Origin of the sequence: Croceicoccus sp. BE223 (genome assembly GCF_031457155.1) — a bacterium.
Taxonomy (GTDB): Bacteria; Pseudomonadota; Alphaproteobacteria; order Sphingomonadales; family Sphingomonadaceae; genus Croceicoccus.
Genome location: NZ_JAVDWB010000001.1, coordinates 281912 through 307628, shown reverse-complemented (window position 1 = coordinate 307628; position 25717 = coordinate 281912). Strand labels below are relative to the sequence as shown.

Below are 25717 nucleotides of genomic sequence, written 5' to 3'. Positions count from 1 at the left end.
CGTCAAAGGCGAACGGTCACCGCCTTCGTCTCGAGATAGCCGTCGAGCCCTTCCTGGCCGAATTCGCGGCCCCAGCCCGACTGCCCGAAGCCGCCGAAGGGGATGTTGGTGCCGACCGCGCCGTGGCAGTTGACCGACACGTGCCCCGCCCGAATCCGCGCCACCAGCCGGTGCGCGACCGACAGGTCGCGCGTCCAGACGCTGCCCGACAAGCCATAGGGCGTATCGTTGGCGAGCGCGGCGATCTCGTCGAGATCGTCGGTTTCGAAGGCCTGGATGGCCATGACCGGGCCGAAGACCTCCTCGCGCATCAGCGCCATGTCGGCGCGGCAACCGGTGAAGATCGTCGGCTGGACGAAATGGCCCGCGCCCTCGGCCCGCCGCCCGCCCGTGACCAGCGTTGCCCCGTCCGCCACCGCGCGTTCGATATGGCCCATGACCTTTGCCGCATGTCCGGCGGAGATCAGCGGCCCCTGCATCGTCGCGGGATCGAGCCCGTGCCCCATCGTCATGCCTTCGGCAAAAGCGGCCAGTCCTTCGACCAGCCGGTCATGGATCGCGGCATGGGCGAAGATGCGGGTCCCCGCCATGCAGTTCTGGCCCTGCAGGAAGAACGTCGCCATCGCCACGCCCGGCACGGCGAGCGAGAGATCGGCATCGGGCATTACCACCACCGGGCTCTTGCCGCCCAGTTCGAGGCCGACCTTCTTGAGGTTGCCGAGCGCCGCCTGCACGATGCGGCGGCCCGTCGCGGTCGATCCGGTGAACGAGATCTTGGCGATGCCGGGATGTTCGGCCAGCGCCTGCCCGGCCTCTGCCCCCAGGCCGTTGACGATGTTGAACACGCCGTCGGGAAAGCCGGCCTCGCCGATCATGCGGCCGAGCGCCAGCACCGACAGCGGGGTTTCCTCGGACGGCTTCATCACCACCGTGCAACCCGCCGCCAGCGCCGGCGCGAGCTTGAGGATCGCGGTCGACAGCGGCACATTCCATGGCACGATCTGGCCGACCGGCCCAACCGGCTCGCGCAGGGTATAGGTCAGCGCCTCGGTCTCTTGCGCCACGTGGTGCGGCGGGGCGGTGGTGGTGCCCTCGATCCGCAGCACCGCTCCCGCGTAGTACTCGATCATCTCGATGCAGTTGGCGGTGGTCAGCCCGGCGATGAATCGCGGCATCCCGTTGTCGAGAACGTCGAGTTCGGTCAGCAGCGTTGCGTTGTCCGCCATGATCCGCGCCAGGCGATAGAGCATGTTCGCGCGGGCCTGCATCGTCAGAGAACGCCACGGCCCGGCGAACGCGCGCCGCGCCGCGGCCACCGCGGCATCGACCTCGTCGGCCCCGCCGATGGCGAAGCGGGAAAGCTCGAGGCCCGTCGCCGGGTCGAAAGTCGCCATCGTTCCGCTGCCCGCAACCTCCCTGCCGCCGATCAGCAGGGGATGTTCGCGGGCGAGGAAAGCAAGCGTCTCTGCCGAGACCGGGTGACCGCCGAACGGGGCCGCGCCCGTCATACCGGCACGGTCCGGCAGTCGTAGGTGAAGAGGCCGAGCGATTCCTCGTCCTTCATGTCCTCAAGCCCGAAGAAGTCGGTCTGCTGTCCCTGCATCCGGTCGGCGTTGGCGTTCGATTCCATCTGGATGAAAGTCGCGCGTTCATGGCGCGCGGCCTGGTATCGGCGCAGCGCCTCGCTCACGCTCTCGCTCTGGGCCAGCGCGCGGGCGAGCACGACCGCGTCCTCAATGCCGCAGGCCGCCCCGTGCCCCAGGAAAGGGGTCATTGCGTGGGCCGCGTCGCCGATCAGCGTGACCTTGTCCTCAACGATCCAGCTGTCGAGCGGCTGGCGCGCGTTGAGCGCCCACTTGAACATCGGTTCGCGGCAGGCAGCCTCGATCAGCCGCTGCGCATCGGGGCACCATCCCGCGTAGACCTGGCGCAGTTCCGCCGGATTCACTGGCGTGGTCCAGCCGTCGTCGGTCCACCCTTCCTGCCGCGCGAAGAAGACCAGGTTCATGAAGGCAAAGTCGCGGATGTTGTAGCGGGTGATCATCGCGCCGGGGCCGATGATGATGCCGGGAAAGTCCGACAGGTCGCGCAGATCCTCGCTTACGGGAACCAGCGTGCGCCAGGCGACATGGCCGGTGAAGTGCGGCGGGGTCGTCTCGAACCGTTCGCGGATGACCGACTTGACCCCGTCGGCGCCGACGAGAACGTCACCCTCGACCACGCTGCCGTCCGCCAGGATCGCCGCCGCGCCGCGGCTGGACACGACCGGAGAGGCACAGCGCAGGTCCACGCCGGCATCGCGCGCGGCACCGGTCAGGATGGCGTGGAGATCGGCGCGGTGGACCGTGACATAGGGTGCGCCGTACGTCTCGCGCTGGCCGGTGCGGTCCATCGCGACGAGCGTGCGCCCGTCCTGCCAGTGCTGGATGCGCTGGCGGGTCGGCTCGACCCCGGCGGCGGCCACCGCCTCGCACACCCCGATGTGGTCGAGGCCGAGCATCGCGTTGGGCGACAGGGTGACACCGGCGCCGATCTCGCCGAACTGCGGCGCGGACTCGAGCAGGGTGACATCCGAGCCGGCGCGGGCAAGCGCCGCGGCGGCGGTCATTCCCGCGATGCCGCCCCCGGCGATAACGACTTTCGCCTTCATGCGAGCTGACCCGGAATGTGGCTTTCGTGATTGGCGAGATACCACTCGGCGATTTCCTCGCGCGTTGCCCACCATACGCCGGGCAGGCTCTTGGCGTGTTCGATGAATTCGCGCAGCGCACGGACCCGGTGGGCCCGGCCCGACACGTGCGGGTGCAACCCCACGTTCATGATCCGGCCCGAAGTCGCCCCCTCGGCGTAAAGGACATCCAGTTCCTCGACCATCGCGTCGCGGAACTGGTCAGTGGTGTAGTTCTTGCGGGTGATGAAGGTGAAGTCGTTGATCTCGTTCGAATAGGGCACCGACACGATCGGCCCGTGCGGCGTGCGCAACAGGTAGGGCTGGTCGTCGTTCATGATGTCGCAGTAGAATATGCAGCCCTGTTCGGCGAGGATGTCGGCGGTCTGCAGGGTGCCGCGCAGCGACGAGGAGAGCCAGCCCTTCGACTTTCGCCCGGTGAACGTCTCGAACTGCGCGAGACTGCGCAGGACGATGTCGCGTTCCGCTTCGGGATCATGGGCGAAGTTGCTGAGCAGTTCGCCCTGTTCCCAGTTGTGGGTCAGCAGTTCCCAACCGCGTTCCAGCACCGCGTCGGTCATGGCCTTGCGCCGCTCGAAGGTGACGGCGTTGGTCGTGCAGCTCGCCTTCACGCCCAGTTCGTCGAACAGGTCGAACAGGCGCCAGATACCGACCCGCTGGCCATATTCGCGCCAGGTGAAGTTGGGGAAGTCGGGCGTGTTGCCGGGCAGAACGTCGGGCAGGATCGCCGGTCCGCCCGCGTAATAGGGCTTGTCGGTGTCCTTGGTGAGGTCCCAGGTTTCCAGGTTGAAGGTCAGGATCAGCGCCACGCGCGCGCCATCGGGCCATTTCAGGGGCTGGCGCTGCGGCATCGGGACGTAATCGTATTCCATGATCTGGCTTTCGCTGTTCGTTGACAGGGTCGTCGCGGGCTGCGCCGCCCTCAGGCCTCGAGCACTTCGAAACTGACGCGCTCTGCCGATTCCAGTGCGCCCTCCAGCCCGCGCGCGCCCGTCGCGGTGTGCTCGCCGGCAAAGTGCAGCCTTCCGGCCGGCCTTGCCATCTCGTTGACGAAGTCGCGCACCTGGCCCGGCTCGAAGTACGAGACGTCGCCCTGGTTGAAGCGCTGCTCGGCCCAGCTGAAATAGGAGTGGGCGGTGAGCTTGCCCTTTGCGGCGGGGCGCAGTTGTTCGATGCGGGCGACGACCATCGCCTTGGCCGCGTCGTGGCCCATCCGGTCCCAGTAATTGGCAAGGTTGCCGCGCGCCTGGACGATGAAGCCGGTGATCTGGTCGGGATCGTCGCCGAACTTCTGCGGCATGACGGTGCCCAGCGGCCCGTCGCTCCACATGCCGGGGGCCAGCCCGTCCTGCTCCCAATAGGGCGAACTGGCGGTCACGAAGATCATCGAGATGGCCTGGTAGCCAAGCTGCGCCACCGCCTGCGCCTGCCGCCCGGTCAGCGCCGGCACGATGTCGACATTGCGCAGGGTCGAGAACGGCAGCGTGCACACGATGCGCCCGGCGGTGAACTGCGATCCGTCACGGCAGTGGACGGTGGCGTCGTTGGCCGTGGTGGTGATCGCCACGACCTCGCGGCCGAGCAGGAGATCGCCCTTGAGCAGCTTCGCCATGCCGCGCGGCAGCAGTTCGTTGCCGCCCTTGACCGCCCACGAATTGGTTCCCGCCGCCATCTGCGACTTCACGAAACCGTCGTTGAACTGCATCATCAGCGCCGACACGTCCCAGGCCGTGCGACCGTAATAGGGCGAGTGGTCGTTGGCCAGCTGGATCGCGGCGTCGGACAGGCCCTGCGCCTTGAGGAAATCGTAGACCGGGATGTCGAGCGCGGCCTTGACCGGATCGGTCCACGCGCCCCAGTCATCGAGCTGCGAATGTTCGGCGAAGACCCGACTGACCAGCTCGCCCGGCATCGTCGCCTTCAGCGCATCGGGAAAGGGGTTGCCGGGAAAACGGGCCCACTCCTCGCGCGTCATCGCCTTGTCGCCGATGTAGAGCAGTGGCGGCGGGCCGGAACGCCAGCGCGCCCCCACTTCCCACATTTCCACCCCGGCACGTCCCGCCGCGTCGAGACCGCGGCCATAGCCGTCGCCCATCGAGTTGAAGCCCATCTCGGGAAAGCCGGGCTGGTCCATCAGCGTCAGCACCCTGCCGCCGACCCGGTCGCGTCCCTCGATGACGGTGACGTTCAGGCCCTGTTGCTCGAGCATCCAGGCGGCCTGCAGACCCGACACGCCCGCGCCCAGCACGATGACGTCGCTCTGCCCCGGACGCCGGGCCGTGGTTCCGGCTGGCGCGGTCGCGGCGCGAGCCAGCCCCGTCCCGGCGCAGCCCGAGGCCAGCGCGCCAAGCCCCAGCCAGGCGGCACCCATCGCGAAGCGGCGGCGGTCGATGCTCATCGTCAGTTTCCTTGCATGCTCGGCGGCGAAAGTCGCGGCGGATCGGCCCGGCCGCGGCGCGCGTGCGGACGCCGGCGATCTGCCATGCGCCGGAAACTCGGCCCGAGCCGGGTCGGAAGTCGATCAAGAGGATGCGAGTTCACCACCAGTCGGATAACATCGCCGCCTCTCGAAACCCACCTGCCAATCGGGGTAGGATCGCCGGCATGACAATTCTCCGCCATCCCCTGACTGTCCTGCTTGGCGCCGCACTTGTTACAGGTTGCGCGCCGCTCGTCTCCGCCGCCAACGCACCAGATCGCCTTGCCGGCGGACCCGCGGCGGAAGGCCCGGTCATCGTGACCGCGCCGCCCTATCCGCGCCTGACGCTGGCCGAACTGCGCGCCCGCTACGCCGATGCCGACAGCCGCTTCATGACGGTGCGCGGCATCGATCTGCACTACAAGGACGAGGGACCGCGCGGCGCGCCGGTGCTGTTGATGGTGCACGGCTCGCAAAGCACGCTTCGCACGTGGGACGCAATGGTCGCCCGGCTGAAGGATCGCTACCGCATCGTCCGCTACGACGTCGCGCCCTTCGGGCTGACCGGCAGCATATCCGACGCGGCGGCGGACGGCATCGAACCCGCCGCGATTGCCGAAGACCTGCTGACCGCGCTCGGCATCCCGAAGGTCACGGCGGTCGGCGTGTCGAGCGGCGGGACGCTGGCGATGTACCTGGCCGCGCGCCGGCCCGACATGGTGGAGCGGCTGGTCCTGTCGAACACGCCGTCCGATCCGGTCAAGACCGATCACCTCGTCATGCCGCAAGCGTTCCTCGATGCGCAGGCGCGGCAGAAGGCGACGGGCTTTGCCGACCGCGACTTCTGGGACCAGTACTTGTCCTACTTCGCGGGCGACCCGGCCCGCATCCCCCCGGCAAAGCGCGCGGAATACTACGATTTCAATCGCCGCGCGCCCGAAGCGCACCTGCTGGAGGGAACCGCGCGGATCGGCGACGGCGTGCAGGCCAGCGTCGAGATGGCGAAAGTGACGGCCCCGACGCTGCTCGTCTGGGGCGGCGCGGACCCGTTGCTGCCCAAGGCCGCGGCCGACGCGATCGAACGCTACCTGTCGAGCGCTCCCGTCGACCGGGTGGTCATGCCCGATGTCGGCCACTATCCGCCGCTGGAGGTGCCGGACCGCTTCGCACGGCTGATGATCGCCTGGATCGAGGCAGGCGTGCCGGATGAGGCAGTTGCCGGAAGGGGCCGCGGGGCCGCCCGGTGATCGCGCCTCGCGGCAGGACGAAACGGCGGCTGCCCGCTGTGCGGACATCGCGCCGCGCCCTGCTCCCGCCGAGCCTGTCGGGCGATTAGGCGGCGCCGGATGAATACGCCGCGCACGCTCTACGCCAAGCTCTGGGATGCCCACGTCGTCCGCGCGCTGCCCGACGGCGAGGCGCTGCTCTATATCGACCGCCACCTCGTCCACGAGGTTTCCAGCCCGCAGGCCTTTGCCGCGCTGCGCGAGGCGGGGCGCGTGCTGCGCCGTCCCGAAACGCACCTCGCCGTCGCCGATCACGCGGTGCCGACTAGGGCCGCCGCGCCGGGTGCCGACCCCGCCGACGGCCCCCGCCCGTGCGACGATCCGCTCGCCCGCGGCCAGATCGCGGAGCTGGAGGCGAACGCCGCGCAGTTCGCGATGCCCTATGCCGGGCTCGACGGCCCGGAACAGGGCATCGTTCACGTCATCGGCCCGGAAACCGGCCTGACCCTGCCCGGCACCACCATTGTCTGCGGCGACAGTCACACGACCACCCACGGCGCCTTCGGCGCGCTCGCCTTCGGCATCGGCGCGAGCGAGCAGGCGACGGTGATGGCGACGCAGTGCCTGCGCCAGAAAAGGGCGCGCACCATGCGCGTCACCCTGACCGGCGCGCTGCCGCCCGGCGTTTCGGCCAAGGACGTCGCACTTGCCTTCGTGGCGAGGGTCGGCAGCGACGGCGCGACGGGGCATGCCGTCGAATTTGCCGGGCCGGCGGTGACGGCGATGTCGATGGCTGCGCGCATGACGCTGTGCAACATGGCGATCGAGGCGGGCAGCCGGGTCGGCCTGGTCGCGCCGGACGAGACGACGTTCGCGTTTGTCAGGGGCCGCCGCATGGCTCCTGCGGAAGCCGAGCTCGACCGGGCTGTCGCCTATTGGCGCACGCTGGCCAGCGATGCCGATGCGGTGTTCGACCGCGAAGTGACGCTGGACCTCTCGGCTCTCGTTCCACACGTCAGCTGGGGCACCAGCCCCGGCCAGACCCTGCCCGTCGGCGGCTCCCTGCCCGATCCCGCCTGTCTCGGCGATGTCGACCGCGCTTCGCCGGCTGCGGCGCGCGAAGCGGCGCGGGCGCTGGCCTACATGGGCCTTGCAGCGGGCGCTCCGATCGCGGGCACGCCGATCACCCATGCCTTCATCGGGTCGTGCACCAATGGCCGGATCGAGGACTTGCGCGAGGCCGCCGCCGTGCTGGCCGGACGCCATGTCGATCCCGGGGTCAGAGCCATCGTCGTGCCGGGTTCGGCCGCGACCCGGCTCGCCGCCGAGGCGGAGGGGCTGGACGAGATCTTCCTCAGCGCCGGGTTCGAATGGCGCCTGCCGGGCTGCTCGATGTGCGTCGCTATGAACGACGACAGGCTCGAGCCGGGCGATCGCTGCGCCTCCACATCCAACCGCAACTTCGAGGGGCGACAGGGCCCGGGCGGGCGCACCCACCTGATGAGCCCGGCGATGGTCGCCGCCGCCGCCGTGACCGGCCGGATCGTCGATGCAAGGGGACTGCTGCCATGAAGCCGGAACCGTTCGTCCGGGTCTCCGGGATCGCCTCGCCGATGCCCGAAGACAACATCGACACCGACATCATCTTCCCGGCACGTTTCCTGCTCCTCACCACGCGCGAGGGGCTTGGCGAACATGCCTTTGCGGACCGCCGCCGCCACCGCGACGGCAGCGAGGTGGCCGGCTACGTCCTCAATCGCGCGCCGTTCGCCGCGCCGCGCTTCATCGTCGCGGGCGACAACTTCGGCTCGGGGTCCAGCCGCGAACAGGCGGTCTGGGCCTTGCTCGACCTTGGCGTGCGGGTCGTCATCGCGGGCAGTTTCGGCGAAATCTTCCACAACAACTGCCTGCGCAACGGCATCCTCCCGATCCGTGTCGAGGGACCGCAACGGCAACGGTTGATGGCCTTGGCCGAAGCGGAGGCCACCTTTGTCGCCGACCTGCCCACACAGACCCTGACGGTGGCGGGTGCCGACCCGATCGCGTTCGCCATTGATGCCGAGCGCAAGGAGGCGATGCTGCACGGCTGGGACGAAACCGACCAGGTCGTGGCCCGCTTCGCCGACGACATCGCCGCTTTCGAAGCCGCTCAGGCTCGCCTACAGCCCTGGCTCTATCCGGTGGGAGTGCCCGCATGACCGACGACGAACTGCTTGCCAACTACAAGCGCGCCTATGACAACCGGGTCGGTTTTGCAGAGCGCCCGGCCCTGATCCTGATCGATTTCTGCCGCGCCTATTTCGAGCCGGATTGCGACCTTTACGCCGATGTCGACGACGCCATCGCCTCTGCCCTGCGGGTGCGTGCAGCGGCGCGCGAGGCGGGTGTGCCGGTGTTTCTCACCAACGTGGTCTATCACGACGGCGGGGCGGACGGCGGACGCTTCTATGAAAAGGCGCTGCCGCTCAGGCATTTCACGCGCGGCAACCCGATGGGCGAATGGGGTCCGGGGCTGGTTCCCTTCGACGACGAGTTCGTCGTCTCGAAGCAATATCCCAGCGCCTTCTTCGGCACCTCGCTCGCCTCGACGCTGACCGCGATGGGCCGCGATTCGGTGATCCTGACCGGGCTGACGACATCGGGCTGCGTGCGAGCGAGCTGCATCGACGCGATGAGCCACGGCTTCCGCGTCGCTGTGGTCGAGGAAGCCTGCGGCGATCGGCACGACGGTCCGCACCAGGCCAATCTCTTCGATATGAACGCGAAGTATGCCGACGTGGTGAGCGAGACCGAGACGATCGCCTACTTGCAGAACCTCGCCCGCTAGGCTGACGCCGGGCCTGTCAGGCGGCGATTGCCTCCAGCCGTGCGCCCCACGGCGTGATCGCCGCGACCGCCCGGCCGCCGCCCCAGGGCGCCCAGTCAAGCTCGACCGGCCCGACCACCTCGCACCCGCCGTCGGCGGTGCGCCGGGCGAAGTCGTCGGCATCGGCAACCGCGAAGCGCAGCGCGGTCCACCCGCGCCGCGGCGGGACGGTCTGCGCCGAAAAGTCGCGCCCGCCCGCGCCGAAGGCGATGATCTCGACCGACCCCGCCATCGCCCCCTGCGCCTGGTAGATGCCGATTCGCATCGGCACGCCGGGGGCAAGACCGGGCGGAAGGCCCATGCAGTTCTCGCCGCTGGCATCTCCGGCTGCGAACCCGTCGGTTTCCTGCACCGGCAGCCAGCCCAGCGCATCGACGTAGAGCCTGCGCGCGGCTGCGAAATCGGGGACGATCTGGGTGGAATTGAAAACCCACGAGGCGGGTCCCTCCAGCCCTTCGTAGCCGGTCAGCGGCGGTCGGATGCGCTGCATCAGCGCGATCTCGAGCCCCTCGCTATCGCGCTCGATCACTTCCTTGACGGCAAGAGACCCGAAATCCCACGCCGTCACCGGTGCGATCGCGTGCCAGCCGTGCCGGCCGAACCGCGCGTGCAGATCCTCGATATCGCCGAGAGCGCGGAGGTTCACGTCGAATATGCCGCCGCTGTCCCAGGCCTGCGCGCCGTCGCGGGCCAGCGGTTGCCATGCGCCGCCGGGCGCGACCAGGCGAATACCGCCGCGCCCTGCCTGCGGGTGCATGACGAGGACTTCCTCGCCCCCCGCCTCCTCCAGCCCCAGCAGGCGGAACGTGCCCAAAGCGACCTTCCCGGCATGGCGCAAAGCGAAGCCGGTCGCACCGCAAAGACGCGCCGCCGCGGCCTGCGCGTCCGAGACGAGCGCGACCGCTTCGTGGAAACCGTTGTCGCGCGAAACGAGGTCGCCCGGCGTCACGTGTTCCACAGCGGGGCAAGGATGGCGGCAGGGTCCTGGATCACCTCGGGCCGGCGAGCTCGGGTCGCGCGCATCCACGCCTCTGGCATCGTATCCCACGTCGCGTTCTGGCGGCCGTAGCCGGCGGCTGTCAGGTGGCCGGGGCGGTCACCCATCTTCATCCACGGGCGCCAGGACGTGACGTTGGTGAAGCTGACGTCCGCCGGGGCAAAGGTCGCGCCCGGCGCGCTCAGCGCGGCAAGATCGGCGCGCAGGGTGTTGGTTTCCGAATAGCGGAAGGGCTTCTGGCCGGGGATCGCGGCGGCGGTGCGCGAACGCTCGGTCAGCCAGACATCGTCGCCACGCACGTCGATCGGCATGACCTCGTGCTCGACGGTCAGGCCGGGGCGCGGCTCGGGCAGCTCGAAGGAAAGATGGCGGTTGATCAGCAGACGGCTGGGCGGCAAGCCGCCGCTGGGCACCGTGACCGTTTCGCCGGTATAGGGATTGACCCAGTCGTCGAGCGGATTGCCGGTGGCCGGGTCGGTAAACCAGGCCAGCTCGAAGCTCGCCACCTCGAACCCTGCGTCCACTTCGCGATAACGGGCGAAGGTCGCGGCGCTGACCTCGAAGATCGGGTCCATGCGGTCGTCGATGATCGCGTAGTACCGGGCCGAGACCCAGCCCATCACCAGCCGCCCGTCGGTCGCGCCGCGCAGCTTGATGTAAGTGCGCAGCCGCTCCCGCTCGTCGGACCACAGCCCCGCCGTGCCCTTGCCGGCGACAGGCGTGGCCGCGCTTCGCGCCAGCGACGGCGAACAGCCGGCCAGCGCTCCGCCAAGGGCGAGCCCGGCAAGGGCGTTGCGACGATCGAGATTCATGGGGCACCTCCGCACCGGAACAGGTCATGCACGATGGCGGTGCGGCGCTGAGCCGGTGCAACTGGCTCCGACATATCCGACAGGCGGCGAACCCTTGCACCGAACCGGCCACACCGGTCGCCTCTTGCTTCATCGGGCGGTCGGATCGTGCCAAGATCGATCCACGGCAACAAGGAATTTACGCAAGATGACGATCGAGACGCAGGCCCGCCCGGCGCAGGACGCGCTTCTCGGAAAGCTTCGGGCGGCGCTCGGCAATGGGGCCGTCAAGACCGACCCGGCCGCGCTCGCCGCGTTGGCCAGCGACGTCTACGGCACCGGCGGCCTGCCGCTCGCCGCGCTGCGCCCCGAAACCGTCGCCGACATGCAGGAAGCGGTGCGGATATGCGCTGCCGAAAAGCTGGCGATGGTGCCGCGCGGCGGCGGCGCGTCCTACACCGACGGCTACCTCGTGCCCCGGGGCGGGCACGTCATCGTCGACACCGGCGCGCTCGCCGACATCGCCATCGATCTCGAGAACGCGATCGTCACCGTGGGGGCGGGCACCACCTGGGCCGCGCTCAAGGCGGCGCTCGACGCACAGGGCATGCGCACGCCGTTCTGGGGTCCGTTCTCGGGCCTTGCCGCAACGGTCGGCGGATCGATGAGCCAGAACACGCTGAGCCACGGCAGCACCGCGCACGGCATCTCGGCCCAGTCGGCGCTGGGCTTCGACGTGGTCACCGCCAGCGGCGAAGTGCTCGTCACCAACGCGGCGGACACCGTGCGCTTCTACGGCCCCGACCTCACCGGCCTGTTCACCGGCGATTGCGGCGCGCTCGGCATCAAGGTGCGGGTGCGCCTGCCGCTGCTGCCCGCGCTGAGCGCGTTCGAGGCGCTGTCCTTCGCCTTCGACGACTTCGCCGCCTATCACAAGGGCATGCGGCTGGCGCAGCTGGCCCGGCTCGACGACAGTCATTTCGGCATCGACCTCGCCCTGTCACAGGGCCAGATCGCGCGGCAGGAAGGGCTGAACGCCCGGTTGCAGATCGCGGGCCAGGTCTGGCGCCGGTCGCCCAGCAAGGCGAAGGCGATCAAAACACTGCTGCGCATGGCCGTGGCGGGTGAGAACCCGATGCGCGCCGGTGCCTTCATGGGGCACTTCATCGTCGAGGGGTTCGACGCGCAGGATGCCGCCCATCGGGCGCGTCACCTCCGGCAACTGCTGGGCGGGATCGGGCGGGAGATCGCCAATACCGTGCCCTCGTTCGTGCGCTCGGTTCCCTTTGCGCCGCTGTTCAACATCCTCGGCCCCGGCGGAGAGCGCTGGGTGCCGCTGCACGGCGTGCTGGCGCACGACAAGGCGGTGGCTTTCGACGGGGCGTTCCGCGCTCTCCTCGCCCGCCGCAAGGACGATATGGATCGCCACGGCGTATGGATCGGCACCATGTTCTCGCCGGTCGGTCCTTCGGGTTTCCTCTACGAAATCGCGCTCTACTGGCCCGACGCGCGCACCGCCTACCACGATACGGTGCTGCCGCAATCGCACCTGGCCGCCATCGCCACCTATCCCGCCGCGCCCGATGCGCGCGCGTTCGTCGACGTTCTGAAGAACGAGATCATCGCCGAAATGCAGGCCTTTGGCGCGGCGCATTTCCAGATCGGGCGGGCCTATCCCTATCGTGAACGGCTGTCGCCGGGCGCGCAGGCCTTGTTGCGCTCGATCAAGGCGGAGCTCGATCCGGACGGCCTGATGAACCCCGGCGTGCTCGGTCTCTGAACCGCACGCATATCTCTCCCGAACAGGAAAAGGCCGGCGCGCCCCATCGGGCCGCCGGCCTTTGCGTGTCACCCGAAGGCCTTGCCGGCAAGTGTCGGGCCTGCCGGCCATCTCTTCGGTTATGGACCCGTGTGCTTACTGGCCCATCCCGCTCGGCGCCTTGGGCGGAACCCAGCCTGCCGGAACCGGCGCCGGCGTCTGCTCGCGGGCATAGTTCTCCAGGCTGGAGAGCGACGGGCCGTAATCCTCGGTCGGCGCGCTCAGCCATTTCGGGTCCATCGCACGCGCGGCAGCGACGATATCCGCAGGCAGATCGGCGATGCCGTTCTTGGCGGTGCCGAAATGGGTGAAGTAGCTGATGTGTCCATCCGCCTGCCCCATCAGCATCCACGGCAGCCACGGCGTGATCCGGCTCCACGACCCGACCGCCGGGATATGCGTCAGTGCCGGGTTTTCGACATCGGCCCGGTCGACGACGTAGATGAAGTGTTCGGACACCCGGTTCATCGGGCCGGAGGATTCGCGCACCCACTTCTTGGGATCGAGCGCGTTGGGATAAATCATGTCGATCCCGGTCTGCAGCACCATCTTGCCGTCCGCGCCGAACGACCAGTCCTGGAGGAACGGCTTCATCGACGCCTGGGTCTTCTGCAGCCCGCCGTAGCTCGGTCCTTCGGGCTGGAATGCGGTGATGGTGAAGTTGAACGGGTCGTTGGCGATCGGCACGACGCGAACCGTCTCGCCCGTGTACGGGTTGGCCCACTGCTTCAGGATCTCGCCGGTTTCGATATCGCGGTAGAACACGATCTCGCGCAGCATGCGCCGCCACGAACCGTCTTCCAGCCGCTTGGTGCGCACCACGCTGAAACCCTCGACCTTGAACAGCGGACGCACCTTCTCGTTCGGGCGCACGCCGAACGCCTTGCCGCTGATCCAGCCCACCTTCTCCTTCGTCGGATCGATGTCGGCGTCGAGGCGGGCGTAAGTGTCGCGCGTCCAGTACGGATCCTTGAAATCGATCTTCGTCACGAAGGGCGCTGCCCCACCTGCCGCCAACGGGGCCGCAACGGCGGGCGCCGCTTCGGCACGGGCGCATCCTGCGAGGGTTGCCGAGCCGACCGCCAGCGCGGCGAGGCCCAGGCTCTGGCGGCGGGAAAAGGTCTGTTCGTCCATGTGGCTCAATCCTGTGGCGCGGAACGGCACAAGGGCCGGCGCGGGGGTTTTCGAACAATTGCTTCGAACGGTATGAGGCGGCCCGTGGCAAGGGCGCAGTTTGCATCTGCTGCCTATCCGACTGACGGACAGGTCGCTCGTTTCGCGCTTGCCGCCATGCCGCTGCCGGGCCAATCCTTAGGCATCGAGGCACCCCGACGCCAGCGATCCGCGCCCGGATCGCGCGGTTGACGGATTGCAGAAAGGTCCGGCCCAGGCCGATCCGCCGGGCCGCGGCATGGAAACGGAGACGACGATGCTCAACACCTTCCAGCAGGCGGATCACCCCGTCCTGCCCAAGGCGACCGCCGACGAAGCGGCTCGCCAGGAATTCGCCAAGAGCCTCAAGGGTTTCATCCAGTCGACGCTGCTGCCAGGCTTGGACCCGGTCTATCGCACCCGCGCCCGTCCCCGCTTCGAGAACGAGACCGGGCGCAGCGCGAACGACCGCCGCGACATTCGCGACGCGATGGTCGGCGACACCTATTTCCAGCATTACGCCGCCACCAACCGCATCGCGCAGGAACTCCTTTGGGAATCGGTGGCCGGATCGGTCAGCCGCCAGCTTCCCGAACTGATCGAGACGGCGCGCACGCTTTCGGCCCGAAGCCCTGCACGCCTCGACATTCCCGACGGTTTCGTCCCGCCCCGCTATGTCACCGCGCTCGACATCCACTGCATGCCCGGCGGTTATTGCAGCGAGGTGTGCGAGGACGACATCTCGGTCGGCGCGCTCTACGACCGGGGGGTCTATCTCTACTCGATGGGCTATACCGGTCCGAACAACGACGACATGGGCCGATCGGTCTGCAACTACATCCGCCGCAACTTTCCCGACTTCAGGCCGCGCCGCATCCTCGACATGGGCTGCACCGTCGGCCATTCGACGGTGCCTTACGCCGAGATGTTCCCCGATGCGGAGATCTGGGGCATCGATCTCGGCGGACCGTGCGTGCGCTATGCCCATGCTCGTTCGGCCGGCATGGGTCATCCGATCAACTTCGCGCAGATGAACGCGGAGGAGACGAGCTTTCCCGACGGACACTTCGACCTCGTCGTCAGCCACATCCTGCTGCACGAGACGAGCGGCAAGGCGATGCCGCGCATCTTTGCCGAGGCGCACCGCGTGCTCGCGCCCGAAGGGCTGATGATCCACGCCGACCTGCCACCGTTCGACCTGATGGACCCGTTCACCCAGTTCATCCTCGATAACGAGACCTGGTACAACAACGAGCCGTTCTGGGGCGCGATGCGCGACATGGACCAGATCGCGCTGGCCGAACGGGCAGGCTTCGACAGGGCCAGCGTGCGGTTCGACACCGCACCGATGGCGGTCATGGAATTCGCCGGCGCCCAGAAGGGCTACAGCGAGGACGCCGCCGGCTCGGTCGCGGACCGGGAATTCACCGCGGGCGAATTCGCGCCCGGCGGCGGCTGGGAAGTGCTGATCGCGCGCAAGGGCGCGGCCAAGGCGCTCGCGGCATGAACGGAGAAGCGCAGATGGACCGACCCGAGATGATCCGCACCGCCCGCGGCAAGCGTCCGCAATTCTACGATACCCCCGGGCTCGACGAGGCGATGGGCATGATCATGGTGCTCGCGTCGGAGATCTCGACCCTGCGCGACCGGATCGACGCCGGCGAGCGGGTCGCCAGGGCCGCGGGGATCGATCTTGCCGCCGGGATCGAGGCGCTTGAACTGGACGAAGCCGCCCTGGCCGAGCGCGAGGAGCGGCGGCAGGACTTCCTGCGGCGGCTTTACTACCTGCAGATCAAGGATGCCGAGGATGCGCGCGAGCGCCAGACGGCAAAGGGCTACGTCGATACCATCGCGGAGATCGCGCAGACCTGATCATCCCTCATCGCCGCAACGCGCGACGGCCGGGCATGTCCCGGCCGTTTGCGTTTCTGCGGGCGGATCAGCGCGTCGAAAGGCGCACGGCGCCCCGGTCCGCCACCCTGTCGCGCAGGTCGCGCCGGGCGTCATCCTGCCCCGCCGGTCCGAAGCCGCGCGCGAACAGGACCGACAACGAATTGAAATCCGCGAGCCGGTCAAGCTGCATGGGCCCGGGCAGGTCATGGCGGCAGATCGCCCCGCCGAAATAGTGGTCCACCCCTTCCAGCACGAGGCCGAAGCGATCGCCGCCGGGCGCGGGAGCCTCGAAAGCGGCGAGATGCGAGCGCCAGCCTTCGCCGTCGGTCGCGGTGATGCCCGGCACGATGTCCAGCGTACCCGTCTGCACCATGGCCGGGACGCGCAACTGGCCATAGCCTTCCTGCGTGATCAACACCGGGATCGGCGCGGGCGGAGAAAGGGCGATGACGCACGCCGCTTCCGGGCGCGACAGGGGACCGGCAAATCCGTCGGGCGCTGTCGCCCCCGCGCCGCCAAGGGTCAGCGCGGTCAACCCGCCATAGCTGTGCCCCGCGGCGATCCAGCCCGCGGTGCCCGCCCCTTCTCGCCGCACCATGTTGGCAAGGGCGTGCATGTCCTCCAGCCTGGCGCGCCAGCTGGCCAGCCCGGCAAATTCGGCGGTGCGAGGATGCTCGGTCGAATCGACGTGGAGCGGGGCGAACACGCGATAGCCGGCCAGCGCCCAGGGCCGCAGGACGCGATCGTAGAACCGCGGAGACGACGCCGCGCCGTGGCTGAAGAGGATCGTCCCCGCCTCGCCCGCCGGCCCCCAGACGTGGACGTCCATACTGCGACCGGGCGCGGCCTCGATCGTCAGCACGCCCGCCGCTCCGGTGGCGGTCGGGCCGGGCGTGGTAGCGGGGGGCGCGCGCACGCCCGCCGCCGCTCTCGCGGAACCGATCAGCCCTGCGCCGACGAGGGCGGCGCCGCCCGCCAGAACGGCACGCCGATCGGTCACGGGAAACCTACTTCAGGGTCTTGAGATAGGCGATGAGATCGCGGCGCTGCGTTTCGTCGGCAATGCCGGCAAAGGCCATCGAGGTGCCGGGAACGACCTTCGACGGACGCTGCAGCCACGCGTCGAGGTTCTTTTCGTTCCAGACCAGTGCCGACTTGGCCAGCGCCGGCGAATAGCGTGCATCCTTCACCGCACCGGCCTTGCGATTGACGACGCCCGCCATCGTCGGGCCCATCTTCTGCGGTCCGCTTGCGCTGACCGTGTGGCAGGCGGCGCAGCGCATGAAGACCTTCTTTCCTGCAGCCGCATCGCCCGCCGGCGCGGCAGTGACCGGCAGTGCGGCGACGGTGGCGGCAATCCCGGCCATCGCGGCGGCCGAAACAGTCAGGAAACGCTTGGTCATCAGGTCTTTCCTCGATCTATGAAATGCGGTGCAGCGGGTGTGCGATGCCCCCTTCACCGTTACGGCATGGCGGTGTTGCGATGTCATCCACCTGAACGGCGGGCGGCAATATCTCAGGGTTTGCCCGCCTGTCGGATATTCCGCTGAAATTCGCGCGACCGTGCCAACGCATTGGCGCGGATGTCTGACCAGAACAAGCTGATATCGTGGAAATGCATCGAACCGCCCGGCAGGGATTGGAGGTTCAGGCCCGGCGCGGTCCAGACCGTGAGCACACCTTCGTCGCACCGCGCTGCGACCATCCCCTTGCGGGGCGCCGCCATCGGACCGGCGCCCGGCGTTCCCGGAATGGCGCCCTGCGCCTCCGCCGACGGGGTCAGCGGCCTTGCCGCAGCGAAGCTCACCGGATTGACGCAGAGCGTCCGCGCGCCCTCGCCCGTGCCGGTCCGCGCGCGATAGTCCTTTTCGAAGGCCGTACGGATCGCCGCCAGGTCGCTGCCCGCCATGACCGCGTTCCATTGCATCACGCATCCCGTCTGCCGCGCGGTTTTGCAGGGCCGCAGCGTGGGGAAGCGGGTGCCGAAATCGCCCTCCGCAAGATTGATGCCGACGACATAGGCGGCGACCAGCCGATCCTTCAGCGCGGTCCCCTCTATCCGCCTTTCGAGCAGCGTCGCGACGTGTGCCGCGCCCTGGCTGTGCCCGGCAAGGATGAAGGGCCGCCCGCCGTTGTCATGGGCGAGATAGCGGTCGAAGGCCCGCTCGATGTCGGAGTAGGCAAGGTCGAAGGCCTCCTCGCGATCGGCGGAGAACAGGGCGCCGCTGGTCGCCGCCCGGTAACGCGGCGCGAATACCCGGCAGCAGGCGGAAAAGGCGCTGCCCTGCCGCGCGATTGCGCTCTCGTCCGTCCAGACCAGCACCGCCGGGTCGAGCGGGTCGTGGTTGGTCAGCCCCTTCGTGGAGGTCGTCGTGGGATGGATGTAGAACACGTCGACCCCGGCGAGGTCGGCGTCTTGCGCCACGTCGGACAGCAGGGCCATGGGAGCCTCCGACCAGTAGCGGGCGTCGTCATAATCCGGGGCCGCGACCTCGGCCCGAACGGCCGGGGCGATGGCGATCGCGATCAGCGCTGCAAGACTTGCCGCCAGACGCGACAAGGCACGCGGCCCGGCCAGGGGAAAAAGGCCGAAACGCCGTGCCGATCGTGACATCAGAAGTCCCGGTTCGGACATGGTGCGGGCGATGAACATCTTGCGAAGCGCTCTCCGGCGTGGCGATCGGTCTATGGCCACGCCGGATCGCTCCCTCACTGCGGGCCTGCGGTCAATCGAAATAGGTCGGGACCGGCCACGGCGGCGGTCGGCCCCTGGGCGATCAGAAGTTGACCGTCGCCGTCACGCCCACGCGGCGCGCTTCGCCGGCGTAAATTTCGTTCAGCGTGTAGACGAACGGGAAACCGGCGCGAGGCTGGTTGATCGAGTTGGCCACGTACTTCTCGTCGAACAGGTTCGTCGCCCACAGCGCCACGCTGTACATGTCGTTCGCCAGCGTCAGGCGCGCGTTGGTCAGCGTTCGCTTGCCGAACGAGGTCACGTTGATCAGGTTCGAATAGGCGGGGCCGGAGTAGTTCACGTCGACGCGGCCGGTGAGATCCCAGTCGTTGGAGACCGGCACGGACACGGTCGCGTGGGCGTTCCACTGGTTCTTGACCGAACGCTGCGGGCGCAGGCCTTCGAGGCTGGGAACGACGCGGGTTCCACCGTTGGCCAGAGTGACCGTGGTGACCGGCGGGCAGCCCGGCGCGGCCGCGCCGGCTGTCACGCACTGCGACACGGTCGAACCGTCGTACGAGCCTTCCTGGAACTGAGGGTCGGTGTAGATGTAGCTGCCGCCCACGGTCAGGAAATCGGTGGCGCGCAGTTCGGCGCTCGCTTCCACGCCCCAGACTTCGATGCTGCCGGTGTTCTGGACGATGCGGGCAGGGTTCGAGGCGGTGGGGTTGGCGGTGAAGGCCGAAACCTGTGCGTTCTTCCAGTCGGTGTAGAAGGCTGCCGCGTTCAGCTGCAGGCGGCGATCCAGCAGCTCGCTCTTGAAGCCGACCTCGTAGGTCCAGTTGGTCTCTTCGTCGTAGGACACCTCATCCAGCAGGATGCCGGTCGTGCTCACCGGGTTCTGGGTGTTGAATCCGCCCGCGCGCAGGCCCTTGGCCGCCGAAGCGTACACCATGATGTCGGGGGTCACGTGATAGTCGACCGTCAGGCGGGGGCTGAAGCTTTCGTAGGTCTTGGCATATTGGGGGCTGACGACCGGGAACGCCGCGTCGTCAGGCGTGTCGAAGCTGGTGATCGGCTGGTTGACGCCCGGCTGCGACAGTGGGTTGGACACCGAATGGGTCTGGGCGAGCTTCCGCTCGATGTTGTAGCGACCTTCGGCATTGACGCGCAGTGCGCCGAGTTCGAGCCCGATACCGGCGAACATCGAGAAGTTCTTGGTCCGCGCGACGGTATAGGTCGAGAACCGGTACTCGTCCGGGCTCGAGACCAGGAACGGGTTGGCGGTGAAGTCGTAGGAGCCGGTGCCGGTCGCGGCGGGCGTGCCGAACTGCGTGACCTGGACCAGGCGATCGGTGGCCTGGCGGCCCGCGTAGGAGGTTCCGATGCCAAGAGCGGCGAGCGGCACCTTCGAATCGAAGTAGTTGGCGCCGAACATCCACTGGAACGGCGACTCGTAGTCCGACTGGACGCGGATTTCCTGGCTGAAAGTCTTGACCCGCTCACGGTTCTGGGTGGTCAGGTTGACCTGCGCCAGCGACGAGTAGGGGACCGGCGCGCCGACGAACGGGCTGAAGGAGAGGCAGGCCGAACCGGCGGTGCAGACGCCGAAGGTCGTTCCCGTGCCCGACAGGTCGTAATCGGCATAACCTTCGACGCTCGACCGGGTGAAGCCGGTGACGCTGGTTACCTTTACCCCGCCCATGCGCCCTTCGAGGAGGAGCGAGAGCTGGCGGTTCTTGGCAACCGTGTCCGGGATGTCCGACACGCTGAACTGATCAGGATAGGGCAGTTCGCCGCAATAGAGGACGTTGTTGTTGCCGCAGTTGAGGATGTTGAGCGGAATGCGCGCGACGGCGCTCGGCTCGGCCTCGGAGTGGGTGACGAAGCCGGAAAGGAGGGCGCGGAAGTTCTCGCTCGGCTCGAACTCGAGCGCGGCGGAAACCGCATACTTCTCGTACCCGCCGAGGTTGTCGTCGGGATTGGCCTCGTTCTTCGCCCAGCCGTCATAGCTGACGTAGCCGGCGGCGACGCGCGCGCTCAGCGTCTCGCCGAGCGGGGCGGAGATGAAGCCCTTGAGGCGGTAGTCCTCGTCGGTGCCGACGGTGCCGCTGACCGAGCCGGTCAGTTCGTCGGTGGGCCGGCCGGTGCTGACCGCGAGGGCGCCGGCGAAGGTCGAACGGCCGAACAGCGCGCTTTGCGGACCCTTGGCGACTTCGATCTGGCCGATGTCGAGCACCGAGATGATGTCGAGCGTGTTGCGGCTGGTCTGGTAGATGCCGTCGATGAAGACGCCGACGTTCGCCTCGACGTTGAGGTCGTTGGTGGTGTTGGCCGGCGCCAGGCCGCGGATGTAGATGGTCTGGACGTTGCCGCCCGAGATCGAGTTGATCGCGACGCCGGGCGTCGAGTTACCGAGGTCGGCCAGCGAGTTGATCGAGCGCTCGGTCAGGTTCTCCGCCGTCAGCGCGGTTATGGTGATCGGCACGTCCTGCACCGATTCGTCGCGCTTGCGGGCGGTGACGACGATCTCGTTGCCGAAATCCTCGGTCAGCGCAGCCGTGTCCTGGGCAAGCGCGGGCATGGCGACACCGAGACTGCCTAGCGCAGTACCGGCAACGAGAGCATGGCGGGTCAGACCCCGGACCGACTGGAACATGATAACACCCCTTTGTGTGCCGGATCGCCGCGCTGCGATATCTTAGGAGAGGCGGCAATCAGGCTCCCTTGAACCTGCCGCCCGATCGCACCGGACCCAGCGGAAGCGGCATAAGGTCACCTCTGCCGTCGCGGGAAAACGGCGGCAACGGCTCTATCCGCCATGCGGTCACAATCGCGGGAAGCCCCGCGACGCCCCGGACCGGTCAGTCTTCGACCAGCTTGACCAGCCTTCGCTCGATCACGGCCAGCACGCCGGGCAGTTCGTGCCCGCGCTTCAGCACCTGTCCCGCTTCGCCGAAGAGGGTCCACATGCCCTGCCTCTGGCGCAGGGCCGGGCGCTTTTCCAGCCGCACCTCGGGCCGTTCGGCCGCGCGGCGAAAGGCGGCGAAATGGGCCGCGTCCTTGTGGAAGTCCATGGCATAGTCGCGCCACATCCCGGCGGCGACCATGCGGCCGTAAAGGTCGAGGATGCGCAGCAGTTCGCCGCGTTCGAAGCCCACCTGCAGCGGTTGCCCCCTGCCCCCGCCGGGTCCGGCCGGGCCAAGGGGGAGATGCACGATATTGTTCATTCACACCCTGCGGCAGGGGCGCCGCAGGTCATGCGCTGCGCGTTCCGTCGGTTTCGATCGGCAGCGCCGCCGGCTCGGCCTCGGCGCGCAGGCGGTCGATCTCGGTCTTCAGCGCCGCGATCTGCGCTTCCAAATCGTCAAGCCGGGGCGAAGGCTCGCACGGGTCCTTGCAGGGCGTGCCGTAGGGCACGAACTCGCGCTGGTAGGTTTCGGCCGACACCAGCGTCGAGCGCGCCTTGACGCCGACCATCGTCGCGCCGTCAGGCACGTCCTCGGTGACGACCGCCGCCGCGCCGATGCGCGCGCGCCTGCCGATCGTCACGGGGCCGAGGATCTGTGCGCCGGAGCCGACGATCGAACCGTCGAGCAGCGTCGGATGCCGCTTGCCCGCAACGCCGTTGGTCGGGTTGGTGCCGCCTAGGGTCACGCCCTGGTAGATCGTGACGTTGTCGCCGATTTCCGCCGTTTCGCCGATGACGGTGAAGCCATGGTCGATGAACAGGTTCTGCCCGATCTTTGCGCCGGGGTGGATGTCGATCGCGGTGAGGAAGCGGGAGAAGTGGTTCACGAAGCGGGCGAGGAAGAACATCTCCGCCTCGAACAGCCAGTGCGCGACCCGGTGCAGGCCGAGCGCGAGGACGCCCGGATAGAGCAGGATCTCCCAGCGCGAGCGCGGGGCGGGATCTCGCGCGCGAACGCTGTCGAGATAGGCGATGAGGTCGTCCCACATTTCGTCAATTCTCCCACCTCGACCGCGATCTGGCAAGAACCCGCGAAGGGCCCGCCCCGGTCGGATGTGTCACAACAGGTCGCCCTGCTCCGGTTCCCCGCCAGCCAGCGCCTCGCGCCAGATCGCCTGCCGGGCCGGGACCTTTCGCTCCAGGCTGAGGCGGTCGATCTCGGCGACCAGCGATTCGACCGCGGCGAAGCTGCGCTCCACCCGCGGCACGAGATAAGTGGTGGCACCCTCGTCCAATGCAAGCCCGCGCTGCGCGGCATGGGCCTCGATCAGCGCGGCGAGCATCCGGTCGTCGGGCGCACCGATGGCAAGGTTGAGCGCGGCCCCGAGCCGGGACGCGAGGTCGGGCAACCGGACCCGCCACGGCGAGGGCACCGGGCGTCCCACCAGCAGCAGCGGCCTGCCGCTGGCCTGGGCGCGGTTCCAGGCGTGGAACAAGGCGTCCTCGTCGGCCTGCTCCGCATCGTCGATGGCGGTGCCGAGCCCTGCCTGCTCGAACCAGCGGGCGATCAGCGACTTGCCCGAACGCGGCGGGCCGGACAGGATGGCAGTGCCGAACGGCCAGCGGGCGGTTTCCTCGCAGGCGCGCAGCACGGCTTCGTTGGCGTTGCCGACGACAACCGTCTGCGCCTGTCCGGCGCCGGTCAGCGGCAGGACGATCTGGACCGGGCGGCGCCCCATGCGTCTGCTCCCGCGGCCGGAGCCTAGCGGCTGATCCGCAGCGTGTCGCCGCTCTGCGAAACCTGCCAGCCCCGCGCCTTCAGCGCATTGGCCAGCCCTTCGGCGGTGCCGGCAAAGCCGACGCGGAAGACCGAGGTGCCGCCGATGGCGAGGCTGGAGGCGGTGGCGCCGGTGACGCCGGGCACGCCGCTGAGCCCGCGCAGCGCCGCCTCGAACGCGGGGGCGTCGGGCGTCACGACCTGCACCGAAAGCGCGATCGGGGCGATGGCCGGCGTGGTCGGTTGCGGCACGGGGGCGGCGGTGCTGTCGTCCCGTTCGGCCGCCTCGCCTTGCGCCGCGGCGGCGAGCGCGGCGAGCAGTTCGGGGCTCAGCGCGTCTTCGTTGACGTTCAGCGTCTTGTCCGCGCCGAGCAGGCCGCTGGCCAGCGCACCGGCATAGATCTGGTCGAGCTTCACCACCGCCTGCGCCAGCATGGCGGGCAGCTCGTCGTCGTTCTTCGCGGTCATCGTGAAGCTGGACATGAAGCGGTTGTCGGCGCCGTAGCGCGCGGTGAAGGTGCCCTTCACCGGCCCGCCCGGCCACTGCCGTTCCAGCCGCGCCACCGGGAAGATGACGTTGGACGCGCCGAATTCGTCGAGGATCGTGCGCCACCACGTGCGGCTGCGCCGGCTCTCCTGCCCCGCGGTCAGCAACAGCGATTCGCCGCCGCCGCCATAGGGACGGACATAGTCCATCGGGCTCGACGAACTGCGGAATTCGGCCCAGGCGCGCTGCCAGGGGGTGCGCACCTCGTAAAGCTGGCCGACCCCGCCCTGGTAGACGATGGGGATGACCAGTTGCGGGGCGGAACGGGTGGCGCTGCTCGTCGTGCCGAAGATCTCGCCGGTGCGCGCCCGGTCGAAGATGACGCCAAGCGTGGCGACATAACGGCGCGGACCGATCTGCTCGCTTTCCACGACGACGGCGGAAATCATCGAAAAGAGCTGCGATTCGGGCAGCTGGGGCGCCTTTTCGCCCTTGTGGGTCCGCTCGTAGAGCAGTTCCCACGCCTTCTTCTGGGCTTCCTTCCACCCGTTTTCGCGCGCTTCCATCGCGGTCTTGCCGGTGGTGTTGACCTTGATCCCGCCGACTTCGAAATCGCCGGTGTTGGCCAGCGGTGCGATGCCGCGCTCTCCCTCCACCTGCGCGGCAATGCGCCATCCGACGAGCAGCGCGAGCGCCAGCAGCACCGCGGCCAGCAACGCGCGACGCGGCGCGGGGCGAAGGGCCGGATGCGAGCCGGACGGAACGGTGGCGGCGGTCATGGTCGGAAAAGTCAGCCGAACGAGAGCAGAGGCGCAGAAGCGATCATCGTTGGCCCTCTTTGCCGAATGAGGCGTGGAAATCCAAGCGCGAAAGCGATAAGCGCCCGGCAACTTGCGAGAGATTGAATGACCGACACCCCTGACAGCACGCCCGAAAGCTACACTTACGCCAAGGCCGGCGTCTCCATCGCGGCCGGCAATGCGCTGGTCAAGGCGATCGGCCCGCTCGCCAAATCGACCGCGCGCGCCGGCGCGACGAGCGAACTGGGCGGATTCGGCGGCTTCTTCGATCCCAGGGCGGCGGGCTATTGCGATCCGTTGCTCGTCGCCGCCAACGACGGTGTCGGCACCAAGGTCAAGCTCGCCATCGACCACGACCGCCACGACGCCATCGGCATCGACCTCGTCGCGATGTGCGTCAACGATCTCATCGTGCAGGGCGCAGAACCGCTGTTCTTCCTCGACTACTTTGCCACCGGCAAGCTGGAGAACGGCGTCGCCGAGCGGGTCATCGCGGGGATCGCCGACGGCTGCAAGCTGGCCGGATGCGCGCTGATCGGCGGCGAGACGGCGGAGATGCCCGGCATGTACCAGGCGGGCGACTACGACCTTGCCGGGTTCTGCGTGGGCGCGGTGGAGCGCGGGGAGCAGCTTACCGGCGACAAGGTGGCCGATGGCGACATCCTCCTCGGCCTCGCCTCCTCGGGCGTCCATTCCAACGGCTATTCGCTGGTGCGCCGGCTGGCGGCGGACAAGGGCTGGAAACTCGACCGCCCGGCCCTGTTCGACAACGAGGTGCTGCTGATCGACGCGCTGATCGCGCCGACGCGGATCTACGTGCAGAGCCTGCTCGGCCCGATCCGCGCCGGGCGCATCCATGCGCTGGCTCACATCACCGGCGGCGGATTGCTGGAAAACGTCCCGCGCGTCCTGCCCGAAGGGCTGCACGCCCACATTGACGTCGGCGGCTGGACGATGCCGCGGCTGATGGCGTTCCTGCAGGCGCAGGGCAATATCGAGTCCGAGGAAATGGCCCGCACCTTCAACTGCGGCATCGGCATGGTGCTGGCGGTCGCTGCGGACGAAGTCGCCTCGCTGAAGGCCGACCTCGAGGCGGCGGGCGAAGAGGTCTTCGTGATCGGCGCGATCAGGCGCGGCGAGAAGGGCTGCACCGTCGCGGGCCGGGCCGAGGAATGGTCCGCGCGCGAGGACTGGAGCGCGACACACCTCGGCTGAC

Annotated in this window: 23 protein-coding genes; 8 read left to right on the top strand and 15 right to left on the bottom strand. The window is 68.6% G+C overall.

Annotated features, from left to right (window positions below; genetic code table 11):
- Positions 1 to 2: 2 nt before the first annotated feature.
- From J2X37_RS01540 to J2X37_RS01525, 4 genes are read right to left on the bottom strand one after another with little or no spacing between them, the layout of a single operon-like run.
- Positions 3 to 1508 carry an aldehyde dehydrogenase family protein gene (locus tag J2X37_RS01540; protein WP_310016988.1) on the bottom strand — a complete coding sequence of 502 codons (1506 nt, stop codon included), beginning with the start codon at positions 1506 to 1508 and terminating at the stop codon, positions 3 to 5.
- Positions 1505 to 2650, bottom strand: a complete 1146-nt coding sequence (locus tag J2X37_RS01535) for an FAD-dependent monooxygenase (RefSeq protein WP_310016986.1) — start codon at positions 2648 to 2650, stop codon at positions 1505 to 1507. The genes J2X37_RS01540 and J2X37_RS01535 overlap by 4 nt, the downstream gene beginning before the upstream one ends.
- Complete coding sequence (locus J2X37_RS01530; RefSeq protein WP_310016984.1) at positions 2647 to 3561, bottom strand: polysaccharide deacetylase; 915 nt, start codon at positions 3559 to 3561, stop codon at positions 2647 to 2649. The genes J2X37_RS01535 and J2X37_RS01530 overlap by 4 nt, the downstream gene beginning before the upstream one ends.
- 50 nt (positions 3562 to 3611) lie before the next feature.
- The gene (locus J2X37_RS01525) at positions 3612 to 5087 is read right to left on the bottom strand and encodes an NAD(P)/FAD-dependent oxidoreductase (protein WP_310016982.1); all 1476 of its coding nucleotides are present in this window, start codon (positions 5085 to 5087) and stop codon (positions 3612 to 3614) included.
- 206 nt (positions 5088 to 5293) lie between these two features.
- On the opposite strand from J2X37_RS01525, the gene J2X37_RS01520 reads away from it, so the two are divergent.
- The 4 genes from J2X37_RS01520 to J2X37_RS01505 all read left to right on the top strand — a co-directional run bounded on the left by J2X37_RS01520 (position 5294) and on the right by J2X37_RS01505 (position 9161).
- Positions 5294 to 6355 (top strand): alpha/beta fold hydrolase, encoded by a 1062-nt coding sequence (locus J2X37_RS01520; protein WP_310016980.1) that lies wholly within the window; start codon positions 5294 to 5296, stop codon positions 6353 to 6355.
- Positions 6356 to 6454: 99 nt separating this feature from the next.
- The gene (leuC, locus tag J2X37_RS01515; RefSeq protein WP_310016978.1) at positions 6455 to 7906 is read left to right on the top strand and encodes a 3-isopropylmalate dehydratase large subunit; all 1452 of its coding nucleotides are present in this window, start codon (positions 6455 to 6457) and stop codon (positions 7904 to 7906) included.
- Complete coding sequence (gene leuD, locus J2X37_RS01510; RefSeq protein ID WP_310016976.1) at positions 7903 to 8532, top strand: 3-isopropylmalate dehydratase small subunit; 630 nt, start codon at positions 7903 to 7905, stop codon at positions 8530 to 8532. The genes leuC and leuD overlap by 4 nt, the downstream gene beginning before the upstream one ends.
- Positions 8529 to 9161, top strand: coding sequence for an isochorismatase family protein (locus tag J2X37_RS01505; protein ID WP_310016974.1), 633 nt, complete (start codon positions 8529 to 8531; stop codon positions 9159 to 9161). Before leuD ends, J2X37_RS01505 begins: the two co-directional genes overlap by 4 nt.
- Before the next feature lie 16 nt (positions 9162 to 9177).
- Here J2X37_RS01505 and J2X37_RS01500 read toward each other — a convergent pair whose 3' ends face one another.
- Positions 9178 to 10158: a hypothetical protein gene (locus tag J2X37_RS01500; RefSeq protein ID WP_310016972.1), complete on the bottom strand. Its 981-nt coding sequence runs from the start codon at positions 10156 to 10158 to the stop codon at positions 9178 to 9180.
- The gene (locus J2X37_RS01495; RefSeq protein WP_310016970.1) at positions 10146 to 11009 is read right to left on the bottom strand and encodes a DUF1838 family protein; all 864 of its coding nucleotides are present in this window, start codon (positions 11007 to 11009) and stop codon (positions 10146 to 10148) included. Before J2X37_RS01495 ends, J2X37_RS01500 begins: the two co-directional genes overlap by 13 nt.
- A gap of 187 nt (positions 11010 to 11196) precedes the next feature.
- On the opposite strand from J2X37_RS01495, the gene J2X37_RS01490 reads away from it, so the two are divergent.
- Positions 11197 to 12768: an FAD-binding oxidoreductase gene (locus J2X37_RS01490; protein ID WP_310016968.1), complete on the top strand. Its 1572-nt coding sequence runs from the start codon at positions 11197 to 11199 to the stop codon at positions 12766 to 12768.
- A gap of 135 nt (positions 12769 to 12903) precedes the next feature.
- On the opposite strand, the gene J2X37_RS01485 is transcribed toward J2X37_RS01490, so the two are convergent.
- On the bottom strand, positions 12904 to 13941 hold the full coding sequence (locus tag J2X37_RS01485) for a DUF1838 family protein (protein ID WP_310016966.1): 1038 nt from the start codon (positions 13939 to 13941) through the stop codon (positions 12904 to 12906).
- Between the two features lie 277 nt (positions 13942 to 14218).
- Between J2X37_RS01485 and J2X37_RS01480 the strand changes: the two genes are divergently transcribed.
- The gene (locus J2X37_RS01480; protein WP_310016964.1) at positions 14219 to 15466 is read left to right on the top strand and encodes a class I SAM-dependent methyltransferase; all 1248 of its coding nucleotides are present in this window, start codon (positions 14219 to 14221) and stop codon (positions 15464 to 15466) included.
- Entirely contained in the window at positions 15463 to 15831 is a 369-nt protein-coding gene (locus J2X37_RS01475) for a hypothetical protein (RefSeq protein ID WP_310016962.1), read from the top strand. The genes J2X37_RS01480 and J2X37_RS01475 overlap by 4 nt, the downstream gene beginning before the upstream one ends.
- A gap of 67 nt (positions 15832 to 15898) precedes the next feature.
- Here J2X37_RS01475 and J2X37_RS01470 read toward each other — a convergent pair whose 3' ends face one another.
- The 8 genes from J2X37_RS01470 to J2X37_RS01435 all read right to left on the bottom strand — a co-directional run bounded on the left by J2X37_RS01470 (position 15899) and on the right by J2X37_RS01435 (position 24480).
- Positions 15899 to 16852 (bottom strand): serine aminopeptidase domain-containing protein, encoded by a 954-nt coding sequence (locus J2X37_RS01470; protein WP_310016960.1) that lies wholly within the window; start codon positions 16850 to 16852, stop codon positions 15899 to 15901.
- 7 nt (positions 16853 to 16859) lie between these two features.
- Positions 16860 to 17255 carry a c-type cytochrome gene (locus J2X37_RS01465; protein ID WP_310016958.1) on the bottom strand — a complete coding sequence of 132 codons (396 nt, stop codon included), beginning with the start codon at positions 17253 to 17255 and terminating at the stop codon, positions 16860 to 16862.
- Between the two features lie 113 nt (positions 17256 to 17368).
- Complete coding sequence (locus J2X37_RS01460) at positions 17369 to 18505, bottom strand: DUF3089 domain-containing protein (protein ID WP_310016956.1); 1137 nt, start codon at positions 18503 to 18505, stop codon at positions 17369 to 17371.
- Positions 18506 to 18629: 124 nt separating this feature from the next.
- On the bottom strand, positions 18630 to 21185 hold the full coding sequence (locus J2X37_RS01455; protein ID WP_310016954.1) for a TonB-dependent receptor domain-containing protein: 2556 nt from the start codon (positions 21183 to 21185) through the stop codon (positions 18630 to 18632).
- A 205-nt stretch (positions 21186 to 21390) separates the two neighbouring features.
- Positions 21391 to 21756, bottom strand: a complete 366-nt coding sequence (locus tag J2X37_RS01450; RefSeq protein WP_310016952.1) for a DUF2794 domain-containing protein — start codon at positions 21754 to 21756, stop codon at positions 21391 to 21393.
- Positions 21757 to 21784: 28 nt separating this feature from the next.
- Positions 21785 to 22486, bottom strand: a complete 702-nt coding sequence (epsC, locus tag J2X37_RS01445; protein WP_310016950.1) for a serine O-acetyltransferase EpsC — start codon at positions 22484 to 22486, stop codon at positions 21785 to 21787.
- 69 nt (positions 22487 to 22555) lie between these two features.
- Positions 22556 to 23176, bottom strand: a complete 621-nt coding sequence (locus J2X37_RS01440) for an HdaA/DnaA family protein (protein ID WP_310016948.1) — start codon at positions 23174 to 23176, stop codon at positions 22556 to 22558.
- Positions 23177 to 23199: 23 nt separating this feature from the next.
- Positions 23200 to 24480 carry a heavy-metal-associated domain-containing protein gene (locus J2X37_RS01435; protein ID WP_310016946.1) on the bottom strand — a complete coding sequence of 427 codons (1281 nt, stop codon included), beginning with the start codon at positions 24478 to 24480 and terminating at the stop codon, positions 23200 to 23202.
- 126 nt (positions 24481 to 24606) lie between these two features.
- Between J2X37_RS01435 and purM the strand changes: the two genes are divergently transcribed.
- The gene (purM, locus tag J2X37_RS01430) at positions 24607 to 25716 is read left to right on the top strand and encodes a phosphoribosylformylglycinamidine cyclo-ligase (RefSeq protein ID WP_310016943.1); all 1110 of its coding nucleotides are present in this window, start codon (positions 24607 to 24609) and stop codon (positions 25714 to 25716) included.
- Position 25717: the final 1 nt, after the last annotated feature.

Bases quoted from the DNA above. Each gene is read 5' to 3' on its own strand.
- J2X37_RS01480 (WP_310016964.1), top strand. From the start codon at position 14,219: ATGGAAACGGAGACGACGATGCTCAACACCTTCCAGCAGGCGGATCAC.
- J2X37_RS01520 (WP_310016980.1), top strand. From the start codon at position 5,294: ATGACAATTCTCCGCCATCCCCTGACTGTCCTGCTTGGCGCCGCACTT.
- J2X37_RS01540 (WP_310016988.1), bottom strand. From the start codon at position 1,508: ATGACGGGCGCGGCCCCGTTCGGCGGTCACCCGGTCTCGGCAGAGACG.
- leuC (WP_310016978.1), top strand. From the start codon at position 6,455: ATGAATACGCCGCGCACGCTCTACGCCAAGCTCTGGGATGCCCACGTC.
- J2X37_RS01530 (WP_310016984.1), bottom strand. From the start codon at position 3,561: ATGGAATACGATTACGTCCCGATGCCGCAGCGCCAGCCCCTGAAATGG.
- purM (WP_310016943.1), top strand. From the start codon at position 24,607: ATGACCGACACCCCTGACAGCACGCCCGAAAGCTACACTTACGCCAAG.
- J2X37_RS01435 (WP_310016946.1), bottom strand. From the start codon at position 24,480: ATGACCGCCGCCACCGTTCCGTCCGGCTCGCATCCGGCCCTTCGCCCC.
- J2X37_RS01490 (WP_310016968.1), top strand. From the start codon at position 11,197: ATGACGATCGAGACGCAGGCCCGCCCGGCGCAGGACGCGCTTCTCGGA.
- J2X37_RS01465 (WP_310016958.1), bottom strand. From the start codon at position 17,255: ATGACCAAGCGTTTCCTGACTGTTTCGGCCGCCGCGATGGCCGGGATT.
- J2X37_RS01525 (WP_310016982.1), bottom strand. From the start codon at position 5,087: ATGAGCATCGACCGCCGCCGCTTCGCGATGGGTGCCGCCTGGCTGGGG.
- J2X37_RS01495 (WP_310016970.1), bottom strand. From the start codon at position 11,009: ATGAATCTCGATCGTCGCAACGCCCTTGCCGGGCTCGCCCTTGGCGGA.
- J2X37_RS01535 (WP_310016986.1), bottom strand. From the start codon at position 2,650: ATGAAGGCGAAAGTCGTTATCGCCGGGGGCGGCATCGCGGGAATGACC.
- J2X37_RS01450 (WP_310016952.1), bottom strand. From the start codon at position 21,756: ATGAACAATATCGTGCATCTCCCCCTTGGCCCGGCCGGACCCGGCGGG.
- J2X37_RS01485 (WP_310016966.1), bottom strand. From the start codon at position 13,941: ATGGACGAACAGACCTTTTCCCGCCGCCAGAGCCTGGGCCTCGCCGCG.
- J2X37_RS01475 (WP_310016962.1), top strand. From the start codon at position 15,463: ATGAACGGAGAAGCGCAGATGGACCGACCCGAGATGATCCGCACCGCC.
- J2X37_RS01440 (WP_310016948.1), bottom strand. From the start codon at position 23,176: ATGGGGCGCCGCCCGGTCCAGATCGTCCTGCCGCTGACCGGCGCCGGA.
- J2X37_RS01455 (WP_310016954.1), bottom strand. From the start codon at position 21,185: ATGTTCCAGTCGGTCCGGGGTCTGACCCGCCATGCTCTCGTTGCCGGT.
- J2X37_RS01460 (WP_310016956.1), bottom strand. From the start codon at position 18,505: ATGTTCATCGCCCGCACCATGTCCGAACCGGGACTTCTGATGTCACGA.
- leuD (WP_310016976.1), top strand. From the start codon at position 7,903: ATGAAGCCGGAACCGTTCGTCCGGGTCTCCGGGATCGCCTCGCCGATG.
- epsC (WP_310016950.1), bottom strand. From the start codon at position 22,486: ATGTGGGACGACCTCATCGCCTATCTCGACAGCGTTCGCGCGCGAGAT.
- J2X37_RS01505 (WP_310016974.1), top strand. From the start codon at position 8,529: ATGACCGACGACGAACTGCTTGCCAACTACAAGCGCGCCTATGACAAC.